The sequence below is a fragment of the Streptomyces sp. NPDC001339 genome, assembly GCF_042895955.1.
GTDB lineage: Bacteria > Actinomycetota > Actinomycetes > Streptomycetales > Streptomycetaceae > Streptomyces.
Map to the genome: position 1 here is coordinate 12015 of NZ_JBIAWT010000025.1, position 23902 is coordinate 35916.

General features: G+C 72.3%; 2 protein-coding genes. Both read left to right on the top strand.

What is annotated here, in order from left to right:
• Positions 1-8: 8 nt before the first annotated feature.
• Positions 9-9500, top strand: coding sequence for a type I polyketide synthase (locus ACFY12_RS35230; RefSeq protein ID WP_390720076.1), 9492 nt, complete (start codon positions 9-11; stop codon positions 9498-9500).
• Positions 9501-9875: 375 nt separating this feature from the next.
• The coding region (locus tag ACFY12_RS35235) for a type I polyketide synthase (RefSeq protein WP_390720077.1) at positions 9876-23902 on the top strand (14027 nt) is incomplete at its 3' end.

A 23902-nucleotide genomic window follows, 5' to 3' on the forward strand; every position in this document is an offset into this window, starting at 1 on the left:
TCAATCCCATGGCCAACGAGCAGAAGCTCCGCGACTACCTCAAGCGCGTCACCGCAGAACTCAACGAGACCCACGGCCGGCTGCAGGAGATCGAGGAGCGCGAGCGGGAGCCGATCGCCGTCGTCGCCATGAGCTGCCGCTACCCCGGCGGCGTCGCCTCCCCGGAGGACCTGTGGCGGCTGGCGGCCGAAGGGGCCGACGCCATATCCGGCTTCCCCGCCGACCGCGGCTGGGAGGCCCCGGACGCTGCGTCCGATGCCACCGCCTTCCAGGGCGGATTCCTCTACGAGGCAGGAGAGTTCGACCCCGGGTTCTTCGGCATCTCCCCGCGTGAGGCGCTCGCCATGGACCCACAGCAGCGGCTCCTCCTGGAGACCTCCTGGGAGCTGCTGGAGCGCGGCATGATCGACCCCAAGGCCCTGCGCCGCTCCCGCACGGGCGTCTTTCTCGGCGGCGCGTCCTCCGGCTACGGCGCGGACTCGGTGGGCCGGAACGAGGAGGTCGCCGGCTACCTGCTCACCGGCAACGCCACCAGCGTGATCTCCGGCCGCCTGGCCTATACCTACGGTTTCGAGGGCCCCGCCCTCACGGTCGACACGGCCTGCTCGTCCTCCCTCGTCGCCCTGCACCTAGCCATCCACGCGCTGCGGCGCGGGGACTGCTCCCTGGCGATGGCGGGCGGCGTCACCGTCATGGCCACCGCGGACACCTTCGCCGAGTTCGACCGGCAGGGCGGCCTGTCGGCGGACGGCCGCTGCAAGGCGTTCGCCGAGGCCGCGGACGGTACCGGCTGGGGGGAGGGCGTCGGCCTCCTCCTCGTCGAGCGCCTGTCGGACGCCGTACGCAACGGTCACCCGGTCCTGGCCGTCGTCCGTGGCTCCGCTGTCAACCAGGACGGTGCCAGCAACGGCCTGACCGCGCCCAACGGCCCGGCCCAGCAGCGCGTCATCCGCGCCGCACTGGCCGACGCACGGCTGACGGCGGCCGACGTGGACGCGGTCGAGGCCCACGGCACCGGCACCGCACTGGGCGACCCGATCGAGGCCCAGGCGCTGCTCGCCACCTACGGGAAGGAGCGGGACGCCGAACGTCCGCTCCGGCTCGGCTCGTTGAAGTCCAACATCGGCCACACCCAGGCCGCAGCCGGCGTCGGCGGCATCATCAAGATGGTGATGGCGATGCGGCACGGCGTGCTGCCCAGGACGCTGCACGTGGACGCGCCGTCCTCGCATGTGGACTGGTCGGCCGGTGCCGTCGAGTTGCTGACCGAGAGCCGGGAGTGGCCGCGCACCGGCCGCCCCCGCCGCGCCGCCGTCTCCGCCTTCGGCATCTCGGGCACCAACGCGCACGTGGTTCTGGAGGAGGCTCCTCAGCCGGAGCTGGCTGTGGAGGTGGAGGGTTCCGGGGTGGTGGAGGGGTCTGGGGTGTGTGAGGGGGTGTTGTTGCCGTGGGTGGTGTCGGCGAAGTCGGTGGGGGCGTTGCGGGGGCAGGCGCGTGGGTTGTTGTCGTGTGTGGCTGGTGGTGGGGTGTGTGTGGCGGATGTGGGGTTGTCGTTGGCGGTGTCGCGGGCGGGTTTTGGTGAGCGGGCGGTGGTGTGGGGGTCTGGTGTGGAGGATTTTGTGGTGGGGCTTGAGGCTCTGGCGGCGGGGACGGTGGCGGCTCAGGTGGTGAGGGGCCGGGTGGTGGGTTCGGGTGTGTTGGCGGTGTTGTTCACTGGTCAGGGTGCGCAGCGGGTGGGTATGGGGCGGGAGTTGTATGCCCGTTTCCCGGTTTTTGCGGAGGCCTTTGATGAGGTGTGTGCGGAGTTTGACGTTCACCTGGGGCGTTCGTTGTGTGAGGTGGTGTTTGAGGACGCGGAGGTGCTGGATCGGACGGAGTTCACGCAGCCTGCGCTGTTTGCGGTGGAGGTGGCGTTGTTCCGTCTCGTCGAGTCGTGGGGTGTGCGGCCGGACTTTGTGGCCGGGCATTCGGTGGGTGAGTTGGTGGCGGCTCATGTGGCCGGGGTGTTGAACCTGGCGGATGTGGCGCGGTTGGTGGCGGCTCGTGGGCGGTTGATGCAGGAGTTGCCGTCCGGTGGGGCGATGGTGTCGCTGGCGGTGGCGGAGGATGAGGTCCGTGCCGAGCTGGAGGGCCGTGCGGATGTGTCGGTCGCAGCCGTCAACGGTCCGAATTCTGTGGTGATTTCGGGTGATGAGGCGGCTGTGCTGGAGGTTGCCGACCGCTTCGTGGCTCGTGGTGTGAAGACCAAGCGGCTGCGGGTCAGTCATGCGTTTCATTCGCCGTTGATGGACGGGATGCTGGAGGACTTCCGCCGCATCGCCTCCGGTCTGTCGTACGAGGTCCCGTCGTTGTCGGTGGTCTCCAACGTCACCGGCGAACTCGCCACTGCCGAGGAGTTGTGCTCGCCCGACTACTGGGTTCGTCATGTCCGGGAGGCGGTGCGTTTCGCCGACGGTATCCGCACGCTGGAGCGTGAAGGCGTCGGGGTCTTCCTTGAGTTGGGTCCGGATGGCGTACTGACGGCCATGGCGCGTGAGTGTCTGGCGGCTGACTCCGATGCCGTGCTGGTTCCGTCCCTGCGTCGTGATCGCCCCGAGGAGCAGGCGGTCCTCGTCGCCCTCGCTCAGCTGCACACCTCCGGCGTGGCGGTCGACTGGGCCCCGTTCTTCCCCGGTGCCCGCCAGGTCGACCTGCCCACGTACGCCTTCCAGCGTGGCCACTTCTGGCTGCGTGAGGAGCGCCGGGACCGGCGCGTATCGGGCCCCGACGCCTGGCGCTACCGGATCAGGTGGCAGCCCGTCGCAGCCGTGGGCCATGATGTGCGGCCGTCCGGCGGCTGGCTGTGTGTGCTCCCGTCCGGCGCGGGGGACGGCGAACCGGAGCGGGTGGTCGAGGCGCTGCGGGCGCGCGGCGTCGAGCCCGTGGTGCTGCGTGCGGACGCGGGGCTCGGTCGGGACGCGCTGGCCGCTGCCGTCGCGGAGGTGGTGGCCGAGCCCGGTGCGGTGGCGGGGGTGCTGTCCCTGGCGGCGCTCGACGGGCGGGCGGACGGGCCCGGAACGGTCACCGCCCAGGCCCTCACCCTCTTCCAGGCGCTCGGCGACGCGGGCGTCACAGCGCCGCTGTGGTGTGCCACCCGCGGTGCCGTCGCGGTCAACGCCGCCGACCGGACGGCCGTCCTTGAGCAGGCGGCGGTCTGGGGGCTCGGCCGCTCCGTGGCCCTGGAGGAGCCGGAGCGCTGGGGCGGCCTGGTGGATCTGCCGCAGCAGTGGGACGAGTCGGCAGCGGACCGCCTGGCGTGGGTGCTGGCCTCCGGCGGCGAGGACCAGGTGGCGCTGCGGCCCGCGGGGGTCTTTGGCAGGCGCCTGGTGCACGCCCCCGCGCGGACGGCGGGTGCGGACGGTGGCCACCCGGTGCGCGGCACCGTACTGGTCACGGGCGGCACCGGAGCGCTCGGCGGACACGTCGCCCGCTGGCTGGCCCGCAACGGGGCCGAGCATGTGGTGCTCGCCGGCCGCCGTGGTCCCGACGCTCCCGGCGCTGCCGAACTTCGGGCTGAAATAGAGGAGTTGGGCATACGGATCACCGTGGCCGCCTGTGATGTGTCCGACCGGGACGAGGTGTCCCGCCTCCTCGGCGACCTCCAGCGGGAGGAGCCGCTGCGCGCGGTCTTCCACACGGCGGGTGTGCTCGACGACGGCGTGGCCGACGCGCTGACTCCTGAGCGGTGCGCCCGCGTCATGGCCCCGAAGGCCGTCGCCGCCCGGCATCTGCACGACCTCACCCGCGAACTCGGCTGCGAACTGGACCATTTCGTCCTCTTCTCCGCGCTGGCGGGCACGCTCGGTGCCGCCGGACAGGCCAACTACGCCGCGGCCAACGCCTGTCTGGACGCCCTGGCCGAGCAGCGCCGCGCCGTGGGCCTGCCCGCCGTCTCCCTGGCCTGGGGCCCGTGGGCGGGCGGTGGCATGGCCGGCCCGGAGACCGTACGACGGCTTAGTGAGGCCGGTGTCTCGGCCCTGGACCCCGAGCGCGCGCTGACCGCGCTGGCCGGTGCGCTCGCCGAGGGCGACACCACGCTCGCCGTCGCCGACCTCGACTGGCGCACCTTCGCCCCCACATTCACCGCCGTACGCCCGGCCCCGCTCCTCGCCGAGCTGCCCGAGGCCGCCGGTCCGGCCGGTAAGACCGCGGGGCACGGCACCGGAGCGCGTACGGACACGGCGGCATCCGGGGAGTTCGCGGCCCGGCTGCTCGGTCTGCCGCCGGCCGAGCGCGGCCGCGCCGTACAGGAACTGGTGCGCGACCATGCGGCCGCCGTCCTGGGACACGCGGACGCCACCGCGGTCGACCCCCGCCGCGCGTTCGGCGACCTGGGTTTCACCTCGCTGTCCGCGGTGGAGTTCCGCAACCGCCTCGCCGCCGACACCGGCCTGACCCTCCCGGCCGCACTGATCTACGACTATCCGACCCCCGACACGCTGGCCCGCCACCTCGGCCGGGAACTCCTGGGCGAGCCGTCCACGGCGCTGTCCCGTGGCACTTCCTCGGACGGACCCTCCGGGGCGGACACCGGCGAGCCGGTCGCGATCGTGGCGATGAGCTGCCGCCTCCCCGGCGGGGTGAGCGCCCCCGAGGACCTGTGGGAGCTGCTGGCGGGCGGCACCGACGCCATGACCACGCTGCCCGTCGACCGAGGCTGGGGAGCCGACCGCTACGGCACCGTCACCGAGGGCGGCTTCCTCCGCGACATCGCCCTGTTCGACGCGGACTTCTTCGGCATCTCGCCGCGCGAGGCGCTGGCGATGGACCCGCAACAGCGGATCCTCCTGGAAGCCTCCTGGGAGCTCTTCGAACGGGCCGGCATCGACCCGCACACCCTGCGTGGCAGCCGTACCGGCGTCTTCACCGGCACCAACGGCCAGGACTACGCGGCCCTGTTGCGCGACCGGGGCCCGCAGAGCGTCGCCGCCTTCGCGGGCACAGGGAACGCCGCGGCGGTGATGTCCGGGCGAGTGGCCTACGCGTACGGGCTGGAGGGCCCGGCCATCACGGTGGACACCGCCTGCTCCTCGTCGCTGGTCGCCCTGCACATGGCCGCCCGGGCACTGCGGCAGGGTGAGTGCGACCTGGCGCTCGCGGGTGGGGTGACGGTGATGTCCACTCCGGGCGCCTTCGAGGAGTTCGTACGGCAGGACGGGCTGGCCGCCGACGGCCGCTGCAAGGCGTTCGCGGAGGCCGCGGACGGTACCGGCTGGGGCGAGGGCGTCGGCCTGCTGCTGGTCGAGCGCCTGTCGGACGCCGTACGCAACGGTCACGAGGTGCTGGCGGTGGTCCGTGGTTCGGCCGTCAACCAGGACGGTGCGAGCAACGGCCTGACCGCGCCCAACGGCCCGGCCCAGCAGCGCGTCATCCGCGCCGCGCTGGCCGATGCTCGGCTGACGGCGGCGGACGTGGATGCCGTGGAGGCGCACGGCACGGGTACCCGGCTGGGTGACCCGATCGAGGCCCAGGCGCTGCTGGCGACGTATGGGCGGGGACGGGAGGCGGACCGGCCGCTGTGGCTGGGTTCGGTGAAGTCCAACATCGGTCACACGCAGGCTGCGGCGGGTGTCGCGGGTGTCATCAAGATGGTGCTGGCCGTGCAGGCGGGTGTGCTGCCGCGCACCCTCCACGTCGACCGGCCGTCCTCGCATGTGGACTGGTCCGCGGGCGCCGTGGAACTGCTGACCGAGGCCCGGGAATGGCCGGAGACGGACGGCCGTGCCCGGCGCGCGGGCGTCTCGTCGTTCGGGCTCTCCGGGACCAACGCCCATGTGATCCTGGAGCAGGCGCCGGAGCCGGCCGAGACCCCCGGGGAACCGGTAGCCGACGTCCCGCAGTTCGCCCGCTTGCTCTGGCCGCTCTCCGCCAAGACCGAGGAGGCGCTGCGGGCGCAGGCACGGCGGCTGGCGGCGCAGGTGGCGGACGGTGACGCCTCGACGGCGGACATCGGCTTCTCCCTGACGACTGCCCGGGCCGCGCTGGATCACCGGGCGGTGGTGCTGGGGGACGACCGCGAGGAGCTGCTGTCCGGGCTGTCGGCGGTGGCCGAGGGCGCGGGGGCCCCGCAGGTGGTGAGGGGTGCTGTACGGGGTGGCCGTGTGGCGGTGTTGTTCACTGGTCAGGGGGCGCAGCGTCTGGGGATGGGGCGGGAGTTGTATGCCCGTTTCCCGGTTTTTGCGGATGCTTTTGATGCGGTGTGTGCGGAGCTTGACGTCCACCTGGGGCGGCCGTTGCGTGAGGTGATCTTCGGGGATGCGGAGGCGTTGGATCGGACGGAGTTCACGCAGCCTGCGCTGTTCGCGGTGGAGGTGGCGTTGTTCCGCCTCGTGGAGTCGTGGGGTGTGCGGCCGGACTTTGTGGTGGGGCATTCGGTGGGTGAGTTGGTGGCGGCTCATGTGGCCGGGGTGTTGAACCTGGCGGATGTGGCGCGGTTGGTGGCGGCTCGTGGGCGGTTGATGCAGGCGTTGCCGTCTGGTGGTGCGATGGTGTCGCTGGCGGTGGCGGAGGATGAGGTCCGTGCCGAGCTGGACGGCGTCACGAGTGTTTCGGTCGCGGCGGTCAATGGACCGAATTCTGTGGTGATTTCGGGTGATGAGGCGGCCGTACTGGAGATTGCCGAGCGGTTCGCGGTTCGTGGTGTGAAGGTCAAGCGGCTGCGGGTCAGTCATGCGTTCCATTCGCCGTTGATGGACGGGATGCTGGAGGACTTCCGCCGTATTGCCTCCGGTCTGTCGTACGAGGTCCCGTCGTTGTCGGTGGTCTCCAATGTCACGGGTGAGCTGGCGTCGGCGGAGGAGCTGTGTGACCCCGGCTACTGGGTTCGCCATGTCCGTGAGGCGGTCCGCTTCGCCGACGGCATCCGCACGCTGGAGCGTGAAGGCGTCGGGACCTTCCTTGAGTTGGGTCCGGATGGCGTACTGACCGCTATGGCCCGTGAGTGCCTGTCGGCCGAGTCCGGAGCCGTCCTCGTTCCGTCCTTGCGCCGGGACCGTGCGGAGGAGTCGGCGGCGGTGACGGCGCTGGCTCAGTTGCATGTGAGCGGCGTGCGGGTGGACTGGGAGGCGTTCTTCGCCGGTACGGGCGCGCGCCGGGTCGATCTGCCCACGTATGCGTTCCAGCGGAGGTCCTACTGGCCGGGGCTCACCGAGGGCCGGGGGCGTGAGCGGGCGGCCGGTGCGCCGTTGGATGCCCGCTTCTGGGAGGTCGTGGAGGAGGCGGGCGACGCGGACGGCGAGGGGCTGCGGCCGCTGGCCGACATGCTGGACGTGGACGAGGGGGCGCTGAGCGCCGTGGTCCCCGCGCTGTCCACGTGGCGGCAGCAGGAGAGGGAGCGGCAGGTCGTGGACGCCTGGCGGTACCGGGTGAGCTGGGTGCCGCTGCCCGACGCGCCGCCGTCGGCGCTCTCCGGCCGGTGGCTGGTCGTGGCGCACCCGGCCGCCGAGGAGGCCGCTGCCACCGTCGCCGCCGGGCTCGGCGGTGAGGGCGCGGAGGCCGTACGGGTCGAGGTCGCCGCCGACGGGGACCGCGCGGCGCTGGCGGAGGCGCTGCGTACGACCGTGGGTGCGGAGCGGCCGGTTGGTGTGGTCTCGCTGCTGGCGCTCCCGGACTCCGCCGGCGCGGCGTGGCCGGAGGAGGGCGAGGTGGGAATGCCGCCCGGTCTGGCCCGGACACTCGGTCTGCTGCGGGCCCTGGAGGACGTGGGCGTACGTGCCCCGCTCTGGTGCCTCACCCGGGGGGCGGTGTCCACCGGGCGCGCCGACGGCGTGGCGTGCCCCGAGCAGGCGATGGTGTGGGGCCTGGGCTTCTCGGTGGCGCTGGAGACGCCGGCGCGCTGGGGCGGGCTGATCGACCTGCCGGAGGAGCTCGACGGGCGCGCCGCGCGGCGGGTCGCCGCCGTGCTGGCGGGCGTTGACCCGTACGCCGAGGATCAGGTCGCGGTGCGCGCGTCCGGGGTCTTCGCCCGCCGGATCGCCCGGGCGCCGCGTACTGCCGGGGCCGTACGACCGTGGACGCCGCGGGGCACGGTGCTGATCACCGGTGGGACCGGCGCGCTGGGTGCGCATCTGGCTCGCCACCTGGCGCGGCGGGGTGCCGAGCACCTGGTGCTCACGAGCCGGCGCGGGGCCGGGGCGCCGGGTGCCGCCGAACTGGTGGGGGAACTGGAGGAGTTGGGCGCCGAGGTGACGTTCGCGGCCTGCGATGTGGCGGACCGGGGCGCGGTGGAACACCTGCTGAAGGAGGTGTCGGCACGCCACCCGCTGACCGCCGTGGTACACGCGGCGGGCGCCGGACAGGCCAAGACGCTCGCCGAGACCGGCCCGGCCGAGTTCGCGTCGGTGCTCTCGGCCAAGGTGCACGGCGCGCTGCACCTGGACGAGCTGCTGAAGGACGCGGATCTGGACGCCTTCGTCCTCTACTCCTCCATCGCCGGCGCCTGGGGCAGCGGCGGTCAGGCCGCCTACGCCGCTGCCAACGCCTTCCTCGACGCGCTCGCCGAGCGGCGCAGGGCACGTGGCTCCGTGGCGACGGCGGTGGCCTGGGGTCCGTGGGCGGAGGGGGGCATGGCCGCGTCGGACTCCGCGCGGGACCATCTCGCCCGCCGAGGCCTGGCCGTGATGCCTGCGACGCGCGCGGTCCCGGCGCTGGAGCGGGCCGTGGAGTGTGACGACACCGCGGTGATCGTGGCGGATGTGGACTGGGAGTGGTTCATCCCGGCGTTCACCGCGATGCGTCCGAGCCGGCTGATGGAGACCGTGCCCGAGGCGCGGTACGCGCTGGAGGAGGGCGGGGCGGCGAACGGCCGCAGTGGAGCAGGCGGTTCCACGTACGGGGACGGCGGGCACGCCGGGGGCAGTGGACTCAGCGGAGGCAGCGGGGGCTCCGGGGCCGCGCTGCGTGAGCGGCTGGCCGGACTCCCCGCCGCCGACCGGGGCTCCGTACTGACCGACCTCGTCCGTACGCATGCGGCGGCGGTGCTGGAGCACCCGAACCCCGGGGCCATCGACCCCAAGCGGCCCTTCCAGGAACTGGGCTTCGACTCCCTCACCGGAGTCGAGCTGCGCAACCGGCTCGCTGCCGACACCGGCCTCACCCTGCCCGCGACCCTTGTCTTCGACCACCCGAACGCGGCGGCGCTGGCGGACCTGCTCCGTACGGAACTGGCCCCCGCTGCGGACGCGGACCAGGGCCCGGGCGCGGCGCTGGCCGAACTCGGCAGACTGGAGGCCGCACTGGCCGGCGGCGAGCCCGACCAGCTGGTGCGCACCGAGCTCACCGTACGGCTCCAGGCCCTGCTCGGCAGGCTCCGGCGCGGCGGTGAACCGGCGCCCGGCGCCCCGGGCGGCGGACCCGTGGCGACCGGCTCCGCCGGACCGGCGTCCGGTCCGGGTGACGTCCTGGAATTCGAGGACGACGACGCCCTTCTGGAATTCATCAACAGGGACCTCGGCCGGTCGTAAAGTGTCACCGCAGCCGAATGTGGACTTGAATAGGCGGGACGGGTTGCCTTGAATGGCTGCGTGCATTCCGTACCCGAAGGGTGAGCCTCCTCCTTAGGGGCCCGTAGGGGGCACCCTAGGGGGGTCGCTTAGGGGTTGTAGGGAGCCAAAGGGTTCAAATAATCTACCGGCGAAACCGTGTACGTGCAGGTGTGTGCGAGCTGGAATTGAGGGCGTGCGGCGCCGGACGCGGTTCGGGCGCGAGTCGGTGCGTCCGCTGCGGGGCCTCGGGGACGGTGGCCCGGTCCGGGACGGCCGGGGTGCCTTTCGCCAGGGCCCCGCAGCAGCCTTGCTCGAAGCCGTGACCTCGTTCCCGTTCTGAAGAGGTGGCACTCAATGGCCAACGAAGAGACCCTTCGCGACTATCTCAAGTGGGTCACCGCGGATCTGCATCAGACACGGCAACGGCTGAATGAGTTCGAGGCCTCCGCGCAGGAACCCATTGCGATTGTCGGTATGGGCTGCCGCTTCCCGGGCGGGGTGAATTCTCCGGAATCCCTGTGGGAATTGGTTTCCGCCGGCGTGGACGCCGTTTCCGGAATGCCGGAGGACCGCGGCTGGGATACCGGCGCGCTGTACGACCCGGAACCCGGCCGCCCCGGAACCTCGTACGCGCGCGAGGGCGGCTTCCTCCATGACGCGGGCGACTTCGACGCCGATTTCTTTCACATTTCCCCGCGTGAGGCCCTCGCCATGGACCCGCAGCAGCGTCTGCTGCTGGAGACGGCCTGGGAGGCCGTGGAGCGGGCCGGCCTGGACCCGCGCTCGCTGGCCGGCAGCCGCACCGGCGTCTTCATGGGCAACACCGGCCAGGACTACGCCACTCTCATGCGGTCCGCCGACGACGGCATGGAAGGGCACATCCTCACCGGCACCGCCACGGCCGTGCTCTCCGGCCGCCTCTCCTACGCCTTGGGTCTGGAGGGCCCGGCGGTCACCGTCGACACCGCCTGCTCGTCCTCACTGGTCGCCATGCACTGGGCGTGCCACGCACTGCGCCAGGGCGAGTGCTCGCTGGCGCTGGCCGGTGGCGTGACGGTGCTCTCCAGCCCCGGCGCGTTCATCGCCTTCAGCCAGCAGCGCGGGCTGGCCGCCGACGGCCGCTGCAAGCCGTTCGCCGAGGCCGCGGACGGCACCGGCTGGGGCGAGGGCGCCGGCGTCCTCGTCCTGGAACGCCTCTCCGACGCCCGGCGCAACGGCCACCCGGTGCTCGCCGTCGTTCGCGGCTCCGCCGTCAACCAGGACGGCGCCAGTAACGGCCTGACGGCCCCCAACGGCCCCTCCCAGCGCCGGGTGATCCTCCAGGCGCTGGAGAACGCCCGGCTGTCCACGGCGGACGTGGACGTGGTGGAGGCCCATGGCACCGGCACCGCACTGGGTGACCCGATCGAGGCCCAGGCGCTGCTGGCGACGTACGGGCAGGGGCGGGGGACGGACCGGCCGCTGTGGCTGGGTTCGGTGAAGTCCAACATCGGCCACACGCAGGCCGCGGCGGGCGTGGCCGGTGTCATCAAGATGGTGATGGCCATGCGGCAGGGAGCGCTGCCGCAGACCCTGCACGTGGACGCACCGACCTCCCATGTGGACTGGTCGGCCGGTGCCGTAGAGCTGTTGACCGAGCGTCGGCAGTGGACCACGGCCGAGGACACACCGCGCCGGGCCGGAGTCTCGGCCTTCGGCATGAGCGGGACGAACGCACATGTGATCTTGGAGCAGGCGCCGGGGGCCGGTGAGGCGGCGGATGCCGAGGGCCGGGGGGCGGTCGTCGGTGGTGTGGTGCCGTGGGTGGTGTCGGGGAAGTCGGATACGGCGTTGCGGGCGCAGGCGGGGCGGTTGGCCGCGCATGTCGTGGGCACCGAGGCTGCTGAACTGGTGGATGTGGGTTGGTCGTTGGTGTCGTCACGGTCGGTGTTTGAGCATCGGGCGGTGGTGGTGGGTGGGGGCCGTGAGGAGTTGCTGGCCCGGTTGTCGGCGGTGGCTGAGGGTGCGCCGGATGCTGGGGTGGTGTCCGGGGTGGCTTCTGGTGGGTCGGGCAAGGTGGTGTTGGTCTTCCCCGGGCAGGGGTCGCAGTGGGTCGGGATGGCGGTGGAGCTGCTGGATTCCGCGCTGGTGTTCGCGGAACGGATCGCTGAGTGTGCGCGGGTGTTGTCGGGGTTTGTGGAGTGGGATCTGCTGGCGGTGTTGCGGGGGGAGGAGGGTGCGCCGTCGTGGGAGCGGGTGGATGTGGTGCAGCCTGTCCTGTTCGCCGTGATGGTCTCCCTGGCTGAGCTGTGGCGTTCGTACGGTGTCGTCCCGGACGCGGTGATCGGGCACTCGCAAGGTGAGATCGCGGCAGCTGCGGTGGCCGGGGCGCTCTCTTTGCAGGATGCGGCGCGTGTGGTGGCTCTGCGGAGCAAGGCTCTGCTTGCGCTCGCGGGTGATGGCGGGATGGTGTCGGTGGCCGCGCCGCTGGCGGATGTGGAGGCGCGGATTGCTGTTTGGGAGGGCCGGGTTGGTGTCGCGGCGGTGAACGGTCCGGCGGCCGTGGTGGTCTCCGGTGAGCCCGATGCCCTGGACGAGCTTCTTGCCGCTTGTGAGGCGGATGGTGTCCGTGCCCGCCGTGTCCCGGTGGACTATGCCTCGCACAGTGTTCAGGTCGAGCGTATCCGTGCGGAGCTGCTGGAGGTCCTGGCTCCGATCACCCCGCACTCTGCCGAGGTGGGCTTCTTCTCCACCGTGACGGGGGAGTGGGTCGGCGGTGAGGAGTTGGACGCCGAGTACTGGTACACCAACCTCCGCCGGACGGTCCAACTCCAGCCTGCTGTCGAGGCGTTGGCAGCCGAGGGCTTCGGTACGTTCATCGAATCCTCGGCACACCCGGTCCTGACCGTGCCGATCGGCGACACCCTGGAGGCGGCGGGCTACGGCGACGCCCGCACCCTCGGGTCCCTCCGCCGCGAAGAGGGCGGCTTGGACCGCTTCCTGCTCTCCCTCGGCGAGGCGTACGTCCACGGCGTGGCGGTCGACTGGTCCCCGCTGTTCGCGGGTGCCCGTCGTATCGACCTCCCCACGTACCCCTTCCAGCACGAGCGCTACTGGCCCCGCGCGGTGCCAGGCACCGGGGACGTGCGCGGCCTTGGTCTGCGGGCCGCCGGGCACCCCCTGTTGGGTGCAGCCGTGTCGCTGGCCGACGGCGAGGGGCGGCTGTTCACGGGACGGCTGTCCCTGTTCACGCACCCCTGGCTCGCCGACCACGCCGTCGGGGGAACCGTCCTGCTGCCCGGAACGGCCTTCGTCGAGCTGGCCGTTCGGGCGGGTGACGCGGTGGGCTGCGGGCTGATCGAGGAGCTGACGCTGGAGGCGCCGCTCGTACTGCCCGAGCGCGGCGGAGTCATCGTCCAGGTGACGGTAGGAGCGCCGGACGAGGACGGGTGCCATCCGCTCCAGGTGCACTCGCGGCCCGACGAGGACGGTGACGAGGCCGAGGACGCGGCCTGGACCCGGCACGCGACCGGCGTCCTGGCGCCGGGGACCGCACACGCGGACTTCGAGCCGGCGCAGTGGCCCCCGGCCGGTGCTGAACCCGTCGCGACCGACACCTTCTACGCGGACCTGGCCGGGCAGGGCTATGGCTACGGCCCGGCGTTCCAGGGTCTGCGCGCGGCGTGGCGGCGCGGCGACGAACTGTTCGCCGAGGTCGCCCTGCCGGACGAACAGCGCTCCGGAGCCGACGAGTTCGGCCTGCACCCGGCGCTGCTCGACGCAGCCCTGCACCCCCTGGCGCTCGGCGGCGCGTCCGACGACGACCGGGGGCGGCTGCCGTTCTCCTGGTCGGGTGTGTCGCTGCACGCGGCAGGCGCGTCGACGCTGCGGGTCCGGCTGACCCGCACCGGTCCGGACGCCGCACAGGTCGCCGTCGCGGACGAGAACGGCGCCCCGGTGGCCTCCGCGGAATCGCTCGTGCTGCGCCCGGTGACCGCGGAGCAACTCGCGGGCAGCACCCGGCAGGCCCCTCACTCGTCGATCTACGGCCTGACCTGGACGCCCGTACCAGCCGGCGAGGACGTGCTGCCCGCGCGCTGCGTGGTGCTGGACGAACTGGACGAACTGGGCGAGGACGCGGCGGGACTGCGCGCCGCACTGGCCGCGGCGGGCGCGACCGTATCGACGGCGGAGGACATATCGGCCGCCGTGGCGGACGCGGATGTGGTGTTCGCGCCGTGTGCGGTGACCACGGCCGAGGGCCCCGACGCGGTACGCGCGGCCGTTCACCGCGCGCTGGCGTTCGTGCAGTCCTGGTTGGGGGACGAGCGGTGGTCCGGGGCGCGGCTGGTGCTGGTGTCGCGGGGTGCGGTTGCCGCCGAGGGCGGTGAGGGTGTACGGGATCTGGGCGCGGCTGCGGTGTGGGGTCTGGTGCGGTCGGCGCAGTCCGAACACCCGGGCCGGGTAGTCCTGTTGGACATGGACGAGCCCGGGGCGTTGGGGGCGGCCCTGGCGACGGGTGAGTCGCAGCTGGCGGTGCGTGGCGGTCGGGTGCTGGTCCCACGCCTGGCCCGTGCGGCCGTGGCGCAGGACGACGTCACGGAGGCCGCGGTCGAGTGGGGCGCGGGCCCGGTGTTGATCACGGGTGGTTCGGGTGTGCTGGGTGGCCTGGTGGCCCGGCATCTCGCTGAGCGGCATGGCGTACGGGAGCTTCTCCTGTTGAGCCGCCAGGGTCAGCAGGCTCCGAGGGCGGACGAACTGGCCGCCGATCTGGAGGCGTTGGGTGCCCGTGCGACGGTGCTGGCCTGTGATGTCTCTGATCGGGAGGCGTTGCGGGCGGTGCTGGCGGAGCATCACATCACGGCTGTGGTGCATGCGGCGGGTGCGCTGGACGACGGTGTGATCGAGTCCCTCACTCCGGAGCGGATCGATGCGGTGTGGCGCCCGAAGGCGGACGCCGCCTGGTACCTGCACGAACTCACTCAGGAACTGGGCCTGGACCTGTCCGCCTTCGTCCTCTTCTCCGCCATGGCCGGTACCACCGGCGCAGCCGGGCAGGGCAACTATGCGGCGGCCAATGCATTCCTGGACGGACTGGCGCAGTACCGCCGGGCGCAGGGGCTGCCCGCCCAGTCCCTGGCCTGGGGTTTGTGGGAGCAGGCCAGTGCGATGACCGGCCACCTCGACGACGGGGACCGCGCCCGCCTGAGCCGCTCCGGTGTCCGCGCCCTCACCTCGGCGGAGGGCCTGGAACTCCTCGACGCGGCGACCGCCACCGATACGGCCCTGCTCGTGCCGGTCCGGCTGGACGGCGCGGCACTGCGCGCGCAGGCCGCCGAAGGGACGCTCGCCCCGCTCTTCCGCGGCCTGTTCCGTGGCCCCGTACGGCGGGCCGTGACGGCGGCGGGCGGCTCCGGCGGTTCGGAGCTCGCGGCGCGCCTGGCCGGGCTGGCCGAGGCGGATCGGCGTACGGCCGTACTCGACACCGTGCGCTCCCTGGTGGCCGTCGTACTCGGTCACTCCTCGCCGGCGGCGGTGGAGTCCGCCCGGGCTTTCAAGGACCTGGGCTTCGACTCGCTCACCTCGGTGGACCTGCGCAACCGGCTGGGCGCCGCGACGGGGCTGCGGCTCCCCGCGACGATCGTGTTCGACTACCCGACCCCGCAGGCGCTGGCCGAGTACGTGTGCCAGGAGCTGGCCGGAACCCGCGAGGCGAAGCCCCACACCGCCGCGGTGGCCTCCGTGGGCACCGACGAGCCGATCGCGATCGTGGGCATGGGCTGCCGCTACCCGGGCGGCGTGTCCTCGCCCGAGGACCTGTGGCGGCTGGTCGCCTCCGCGACCGACGCGGTCTCCGGACTCCCCGACGACCGGGGCTGGGACCTTGAGCGCCTGTACGACCCCGACCCGGACCGGGCCGGGACCTCGTACGTACGCCAGGGCGGTTTCCTCCACGACGCCGACCGCTTCGACGCCCCGTTCTTCGGCATCTCCCCGCGCGAGGCCACGGCGATGGACCCGCAGCAGCGCCTGCTGCTGGAGACCTCCTGGGAGGCGCTGGAGCGCGCGGGCATCGACCCCCACGCGCTGCGCGGCAGCCGTACGGGTGTCTTCGCCGGTGTGATGTACCAGGACTACGCGGCACGCCTGTACAACGTCACCGAGGGCCTCGAGGAGTACCAGGGCTACCTCGGCAACGGCAGTGCGGGCAGTGTCGCTTCCGGCCGCCTGTCCTACACCTACGGGCTGGAGGGCCCGGCGGTCACAGTGGACACGGCGTGTTCTTCCTCGCTGGTGGCCCTGCACCTGGCGGTGCAGTCGCTGCGCCAGGGCGAGTGCGACCTGGCGCTCGCCGGCGGTGTCACGATCCTTTCCACGCCCGCCCTGTTCGTGGAGTTCAGCCGGCAGCGCGGGCTGGCCGCCGACGGCCGCTGCAAGTCCTTCGCGGAGGCCGCGGACGGCACGGGCTGGGGCGAGGGCGCCGGTCTGCTTGTCGTCGAACGGCTCTCCGACGCGGTACGGAACGGCCACCCGGTCCTCGCTGTCGTCCGCGGCACCGCCGTCAACCAGGACGGCGCCAGCAACGGCCTCACCGCGCCGAGCGGTCTGGCCCAGCAGCGCGTCATCCGTCAGGCCCTCGCCAACGCGCGGCTGACGGCGGCGGACGTGGACGCCGTCGAAGCCCATGGCACGGGCACGACTCTCGGCGACCCGATCGAGGCCCAGGCCTTGCTGGCCACCTACGGAAGCGAGCGCGATGCCGAACGCCCGCTGTGGCTGGGCTCGTTGAAGTCCAACATCGGGCATACGCAGGCCGCGGCGGGTGTGGGCGGCGTCATCAAGATGGTGATGGCGATGCGGCAGGGAGCGCTGCCGCAGACCCTGCACGTGGATGCGCCGTCGACCCATGTGGACTGGTCGGCGGGAGCCGTCGAGCTGCTGACCGAGTCCCGTGAGTGGCCGCAGGAAGCCGAGCGCCCGCGGCGGGCCGGTGTCTCTTCCTTCGGCGTCAGTGGCACCAATGCGCACGTGATCATCGAGCAGCCGGTGGTTGGGGCTGGTGGTGGCGTGGGCCGGGGGTCGGTTGTTGGTGGTGTGGTGCCGTGGGTGGTGTCGGGGAAGTCGGAGGGGGCGTTGCGGGGGCAGGCGGGGCGGTTGGCTGCGCATGTGGCGGGTCTTGGGGGTGTTGTTGAGTCGGTGGATGTGGGTTGGTCGTTGGTGTCGTCGCGGTCGGTGTTTGAGCATCGGGTGGTGGTGGTGGGTGGGGGCCGTGAGGAGTTGACGGCTCGGTTGTCGGCGGTGGCTGAGGGTGCGCCGGATGCTGGGGTGGTGTCCGGGGTGGCTTCGGGCGCGTCGGGCAAGGTGGCGTTGGTCTTCCCCGGGCAGGGGTCGCAGTGGGTGGGGATGGCGGTGGAGTTGTTGGTTTCCGCGCCGGTGTTCGCGGAGCGGATCGCTGAGTGTGGGCGGGCGTTGTCGGGGTTTGTGGAGTGGGATCTGCTTGCGGTGTTGCGGGGGGAGGAGGGTGCGCCGTCGTGGGAGCGGGTGGATGTGGTGCAGCCGGTGTTGTGGGCGGTGATGGTGTCGTTGGCTGAGCTGTGGCGTTCGTACGGTGTCGTCCCGGATGCGGTGATCGGGCACTCGCAAGGTGAGATCGCGGCAGCTGCGGTGGCCGGGGCGCTCTCTTTGCAGGATGCGGCGCGTGTGGTGGCTCTGCGGAGCAAGGCTCTGCTTGCGCTCGCGGGTGATGGCGGGATGGTGTCGGTGGCCGCGCCGCTGGCTGATGTGGAGGCGCGGATTGCTGTTTGGGAGGGCCGGGTTGGTGTTGCGGCGGTGAATGGTCCGGCGGCTGTGGTGGTCTCCGGTGAGCCCGATGCCCTGGACGAGCTTCTTGCCGCTTGTGAGGCGGATGGTGTCCGTGCCCGCCGTGTTCCGGTGGACTATGCCTCGCACAGTGTTCAGGTCGAGCGTATCCGTGCGGAGCTGCTGGAGGTCCTGGCTCCGATAACGCCGCGCTCTGCCGAGGTGGGTTTCTTCTCCACGGTGACGGGGGAGTGGGTCGGCGGTGAGGAGTTGGACGCCGAGTATTGGTACACCAACCTCCGTCAGACCGTTCAACTACAGCCCACTGTCGAGGCGTTGGCGGCTGAAGGGTTCGGCACGTTCATTGAGGTGTCGGCGCATCCGGTCCTCACCATGCCCATCGGTGACACTCTGGAGGCGTCGGGTTACGGCGAGGCCCGTGCTCTGGGGTCTCTCCGTCGTGATGAGGGTGGCTTGGGCCGCTTCCTGCTCTCTCTCGGCGAGGCGTACGTCCACGGCGTGGCGGTCGACTGGTCCCCGTGTTTCGTGGGCGCCCGCCGCATCGACCTCCCCACCTACGCCTTCCAGCACGAGAGCTACTGGCTCCACGTCCCCGCTGCCACGGAGTCCACAGACCTCGCGGCCTCCGATCCGGTGGATGCCCGCTTCTGGGAGGTCGTCGACAGTGCCGATCTCCAGGCGCTGGCCGACACCCTCGACGTGGACGCCGAAGCGTCGCTCGGCGAGCTGCTGCCCGCACTCGCCCAGTGGCGGCGCCGCCGGCGCGACCTGGACGCCGTCAACTCCTGGCGATACCAGGTGGTATGGCGCCCTCAGGGCGAATCCTCCGCGCCTGCTGAGCGCCCCGGCCGCCGGCTCGTGGTGCTGCCGGAAGGGTTCGGCGATCACCCCGTGGTGACCGGGTTGCTGGGCGCCCTCGCGGCCCGCGGCGTCGAGATCGCGCAGATCGAGACCGGCGCGCCGTACGACCGCGCCGCGCTCGCCGCGCGGATCGGCGCTGCCCTCTCCACCGCGCCGGTCGCCGGCGTGGTGTCGCTGCTGGCACTCGACGAGCGCCCGTACGAAGGGAACGCCGCCGTACCGGCGGGAGTGGCGGCCACCCTCACCCTCGCCCAGGCGCTGGGCGACGCAGGACTCGATGTCCCGCTGTGGCTGCTCACCCAGGGTGCGGTGGCGGTCGCGGACCAGGACGGTCCGCCGAACCCCGCCCAGGCGCAGGTGTGGGGCCTCGGCCGGGTTGTCGGGCTGGAGCACCCCGAGCGCTGGGGCGGACTGCTGGACGTGCCCGGGAAGCTCGATGAGCCCGGCGCCGGCCAGGTGGCCGCCCTGCTCCTGGCGGACGGCACGGAGGACCAGCTCGCGCTGCGTACGACCGGTGTCTACGTGCGACGTCTGGTGCCCGCACCGCTCGACGAGGCTATGGCGGATGGCGGGCGGTGGACCCCGCGCGGCACCGTGCTCGTGACGGACGGCACGGGCTACACGGCCGCCCGGATCGCCCGCTGGGCCGCCGATTGCGGCGCCGCCTCCGTCGCCGTGGCGACGCTGGAGGTCGCCGACGCTCCCGAGGCCGCCGCGCTGCGCGCCGAACTGGCGGCCCGCGGCGTCGAGCTCACCGTGACCGCCTGCGATCCTGCCGACCGGGACCAACTGGCAGCCCTGGTAGATGAGTTGAAGGACTCCGGGCGTCCCGTCTGCACGGTGGTCCATGCTGCCGGAGTCGCCGAACTGGCGCCGCTGGCGGACACCGACCCCGCCCTTCTCGCCCGGGTCGCCACCGCCAAGGTGGCGGGCGCCGAGCACTTGGATGCGCTGCTCGGCGACGACCTCGACGCGTTCGTGCTGTTCTCGTCCGTCACCGGAGTGCTGGGCAGCGGAGACCACGCCGCCTACGCCGCTGCCAACGCCCACCTGGACGCGCTGGCCGAGCGCCGCCGCGCCCGTGGAGCGGCCGCTACCGCCCTCGCCTGGGCGGTCTGGGACGCGCCAGAGGGGGTGGACCGCGACCGCCTCGTCCGCCAGGGCATGCCGCCCGTCGCCCCGGAATCCGCGCTGACCGCCCTGCGGCAGGCCCTCGACCACGGCGACACGGCAGTCGTCCTCGCCGACATCGACTGGACGCGCTTTGCCCCGGCCTTCGCCGTCGCCCGCCCGCGCCCGCTCCTCGACGGTGTGCCCGCCGCCGGTCGCGCGCTGGGGGCGGCGGACCGGGGCCGGGAAGGTGGCACCCCGGCCGCGTCGGACTCCGCGCTGGCCCGCCGCCTGTCCGGCCTGTCGGCGGACGAGGCCCGCCAGGCCCTCGTCGACGAGGTCCGCGCCCACGCGGCTGCCGTACTCGGCCACCCCAGCGCTGAGTCGGTCGACGCCGTACGGGCCTTCAAGGAGCTCGGTTTCGACTCCATGACCGCCGTCGAACTGCGTAACGGCCTGAACCGGGCCACCGGCCTGCGCCTCCCGGCCACGCTGGTCTTCGACTACCCCACGGCCACCGCGCTCGCCACCTACCTGTACGGCGAACTCATCGGCGACAGCACCTCGGCCGACGGCGCGGCCACGGCCACCGGGCCGGCGGAGCCCGATGAACCGATCGCGATCGTCGGCATCGGCTGCCGCTTCCCGGGCGGGGTCAGCTCGCCCGAGGATCTGTGGCGGCTGGTCGCCTCGGGCGGCGACGGCATCGCGGAGTTCCCGGACGACCGCGGGTGGGACTTGGAGGCGGTCTACGATCCGGAGCCCGGCCACCCCGGCAAGAGTTATGCCCGGGAGGGCGGCTTCCTCGCCGACGCCGTACGGTTCGACCCCGCCTTCTTCGGCATCTCGCCGCGTGAGGCCCTGGCGATGGACCCGCAGCAGCGGCTGCTGCTCCACACCTCCTGGGAGGCCATCGAGCGGGCCGGCATCGATCCGACGGCCGTACGCGGTGCCCGCATCGGCGTGTTCGCCGGCACCAACGGCCAGGACTACCCCGCGCTCCTGGAGCGCTCCTCCGACAACCTCGACGGGCACATGGGCACCGGCAACGCGGCCAGCGTGGTCTCTGGCCGTATCGCCTACAGCTTCGGCCTGGAGGGCCCGGCGGTCACGGTCGACACTGCCTGCTCCTCCTCGCTGGTGGCCCTGCACCTGGCGGTGCAGTCGCTGCGCCAGGGCGAGTGCACCATGGCCCTCGCGGGCGGTGCGACGGTGATGTCCACGCCGGGCATGTTCGTCGACTTCAGCCTGCAGCGCGGCCTGGCACCCGACGGCCGCAGCAAGGCGTTCGCGGAGGCCGCCGACGGCGCCGGATTCTCCGAGGGCGCGGGCATGCTGCTCGTCGAACGGCTCTCGGACGCCGTACGGAACGGCCACCCGGTCCTGGCTGTCGTCCGCGGTTCCGCCGTCAACCAGGACGGGGCCAGCAACGGCCTCACTGCCCCCAACGGGCCCTCCCAGCAGCGCGTCATCCGCGCCGCGCTGGAGAGCGCCCGGCTGACGGCGGCAGAGGTGGACGCGGTGGAGGCCCATGGCACGGGCACCCGGCTGGGAGACCCGATCGAGGCCCAGGCCTTGTTGGCCACCTACGGCAAGGACCGGGACGCGGAGCACCCGCTGTGGCTGGGCTCCATCAAGTCCAACATCGGGCATACGCAGGCCGCGGCGGGTGTCGCGGGTGTGATCAAGATGGTGATGGCGATGCGGGTGGGTGTGCTGCCGCAGACCCTGCATGTGGATGCGCCGTCCTCGCATGTGGACTGGTCGGCGGGTGCGGTGGAGCTGCTGACGGAGTCCCGTGAGTGGCCGGAGGCCGGGCGTGCCCGGCGTTCCGCTGTCTCGTCCTTCGGTATCTCGGGGACCAATGCGCACGTGGTTCTGGAGCAGGCGCCTGAGCCGGTGGTTGGGGCCGGTGACGGCGCGGATCGCGTTCCGGTTGCGGGTGGTGTGGTGCCGTGGGTGGTGTCGGGGAAGTCCGAGGGGGCGTTGCGGGCTCAGGCCGAACGGCTCTCCACCCGGTCCGTGGGTCTTGGTGACCACGAACTTGCTGATGTGGGTTGGTCGTTGGTGTCGTCGCGGTCGGTGTTTGAGCATCGGGCGGTGGTGGTGGGTGGGGGCCGTGAGGAGTTGACGGCTCGGTTGTCGGCGGTGGCTGGGGGTGTGCCGGATGCTGGGGTGGTGTCCGGGGTGGCTTCTGGTGTGTCGGGCAAGGTGGCGTTGGTGTTCCCCGGGCAGGGGTCGCAGTGGGTGGGGATGGCGGTGGAGTTGTTGGATTGCGCTCCGGTGTTTGCGGAGCGGATGAGCGAGTGCGCCGACGCGCTCGCCCCCTACACCGACTGGGATCTGCTGTCCGTGCTGCGCGGTACGGAGGGTGCGCCTTCCCTCGACCGCGTGGATGTGGTCCAGCCTGTCCTGTTCGCCGTGATGGTCTCCCTGGCCGAGCTGTGGCGCTCGTACGGGGTGAAACCGGATGCGGTGATTGGGCACTCCCAGGGGGAGATCGCGGCCGCTGCGGTGGCCGGGGTGCTCTCGCTCGACGATGCGGCCCGCGTGGTGACCTTGCGCAGCAAGGCCCTTCTCGCCCTGGCGGGTGAGGGTGGGATGGTTTCGGTCGCCGCATCGCTGGCGGATGTGGAGGCGCGGATCGCTGCTTGGGGCGGTCGGGTTGGTGTTGCGGCGGTGAATGGTCCGGCGGCTGTGGTGGTCTCCGGTGAGCCCGATGCCCTGGACGAGCTTGTGGCTGCTTGTGAGGCGGATGGTGTCCGTGCTCGCCGTGTCCCGGTGGACTATGCCTCGCACAGCGTTCAGGTCGAGCGCATTCGTGCGGAGCTGCTGGAGGTCCTTGCGCCAATCGCTCCGCGCTCTGCCGAGGTGGGCTTCTTCTCCACGGTGACGGGGGAGTGGGTCGGCGGTGAGGAGTTGGACGCCGAGTACTGGTACAGCAACCTCCGTCGGACCGTTCAACTACAGGAAACTGTCGAGGCGTTGGCGGCTGAGGGATTCGGTACGTTCATCGAGGTGTCGGCCCACCCGGTCCTCACCATGCCCATCGGTGACACCCTGGAGGCATCGGGTTACGGCGAGGCCCGTGCTCTGGGGTCTCTGCGTCGTGATGAGGGTGGCTTGGACCGCTTTCTGCTCTCTCTCGGTGAGGCGTACGTCCATGGCGTGGCGGTCGACTGGTCCCCGTGTTTCGTGGGTGCCCGCCGCATCGACCTGCCCACCTACGCATTTCAAACCGAACGATTCTGGCCCAACTGGTCGGTCATGTCGGCCGGTGACCCCGACGGCTTGGGGCTCACCGCCGCCGAGCACCCGCTGCTCGGCGCGGCGGTGGCGCTGGCCGACGGCGACGGTTGGCTGTTCACCGGTCGGTTGTCGCTGTCCACGCATCCGTGGCTTGCGGACCACGCGGTGCGCGGCACGGTGCTGCTGCCCGGAACCGCCTTCGTCGAGCTGGCCGTTCGGGCCGGCGACCAAGTGGGCTGCGGCCTCGTCGAGGAACTGACCTTGGAGGCGCCGCTGGTGCTCCCCGAGCGCGGCGGAGTGGTGCTCCAGGTGACGGTCGGGGCGCCGGACGACGGTGGGCGGTATCCGTTCCAGGTCCACTCGCGGCTCGACGAGGAGGCCGACGGGCAGGAGTGGACCCGCCACGCGACGGCGGTGCTGGCCGCCGGCGGCCGCCCGGAGTTCGATCTGGTGCAGTGGCCGCCGGCCGGTGCCGAACCCGTCGCCGTCGAGGGCTTCTACGAGCGGCTGGCGGAGCGGGACTACGGCTACGGCCCGGCGTTCCAGGGGCTGCGTGCGGCGTGGCGGCGCGGCGACGAGCTGTTCGCCGAGGTTGCGCTGCCGCAGGAACAGCAGTCCGGCGCGAGCGGGTTCGGCCTGCACCCGGCGCTGCTCGACGCCGCCATCCACCCGCTCAGCCTTATGCCGGCGGCCCCCGGCGGCCGGGACGGAGAGGACGCGGCACAGGGCGGCGATGTGCGCCTCCCCTTCGTGTGGAGCGGGGTGTCCCTGTACGCGGCAGGTGCCTCGGTGCTGCGTGTGCACCTTGCCCCGCACGGCCAGGATGGCGTGGCGGTGGCCGTGGCCGACGAGACCGGAGCGCCGGTCGCCTCGGCCGATTCCCTCGTCATGCGTGCGGTGTCGGCCGACCGCCTCGCCATGGCGTCCGGTGCGGGCCAGGATTCGCTCTTCTGCCTCGAATGGCAGCCCGTCACCGCTCCCGCCGATGGTCCGGCTTCCTTGGGGCGTACGGCGGTTGTCGGACCGGACGGCCTCGGTGTCGAGGCCGCGCTGAAGGCGTCCGGTGTACCGGTTGGCGCCTTCGTCGACCTGGAGGCGTTGGCCGGGGTGTCCGGTCCGGCGCCGGAGGTGGTCTTCGCGGTGCTGGACGCCGCGGACGGGGTAGATGGTGCGGACGGGCTGGCTGGGGTGGATGGGGTGCGTGCGGTGTTGCACCGTTCGCTGGCGTTGGTTCAGTCGTGGTTGGGGGATGAGCGGTGGTCTGGGTCGCGGTTGGTGTTGGTGTCGCGGGGTGCGGTGGGGGTGGGGGTTGGTGAGGGTGTGGGGGATGTGGGTGCGGCTGCGGTGTGGGGTTTGGTGCG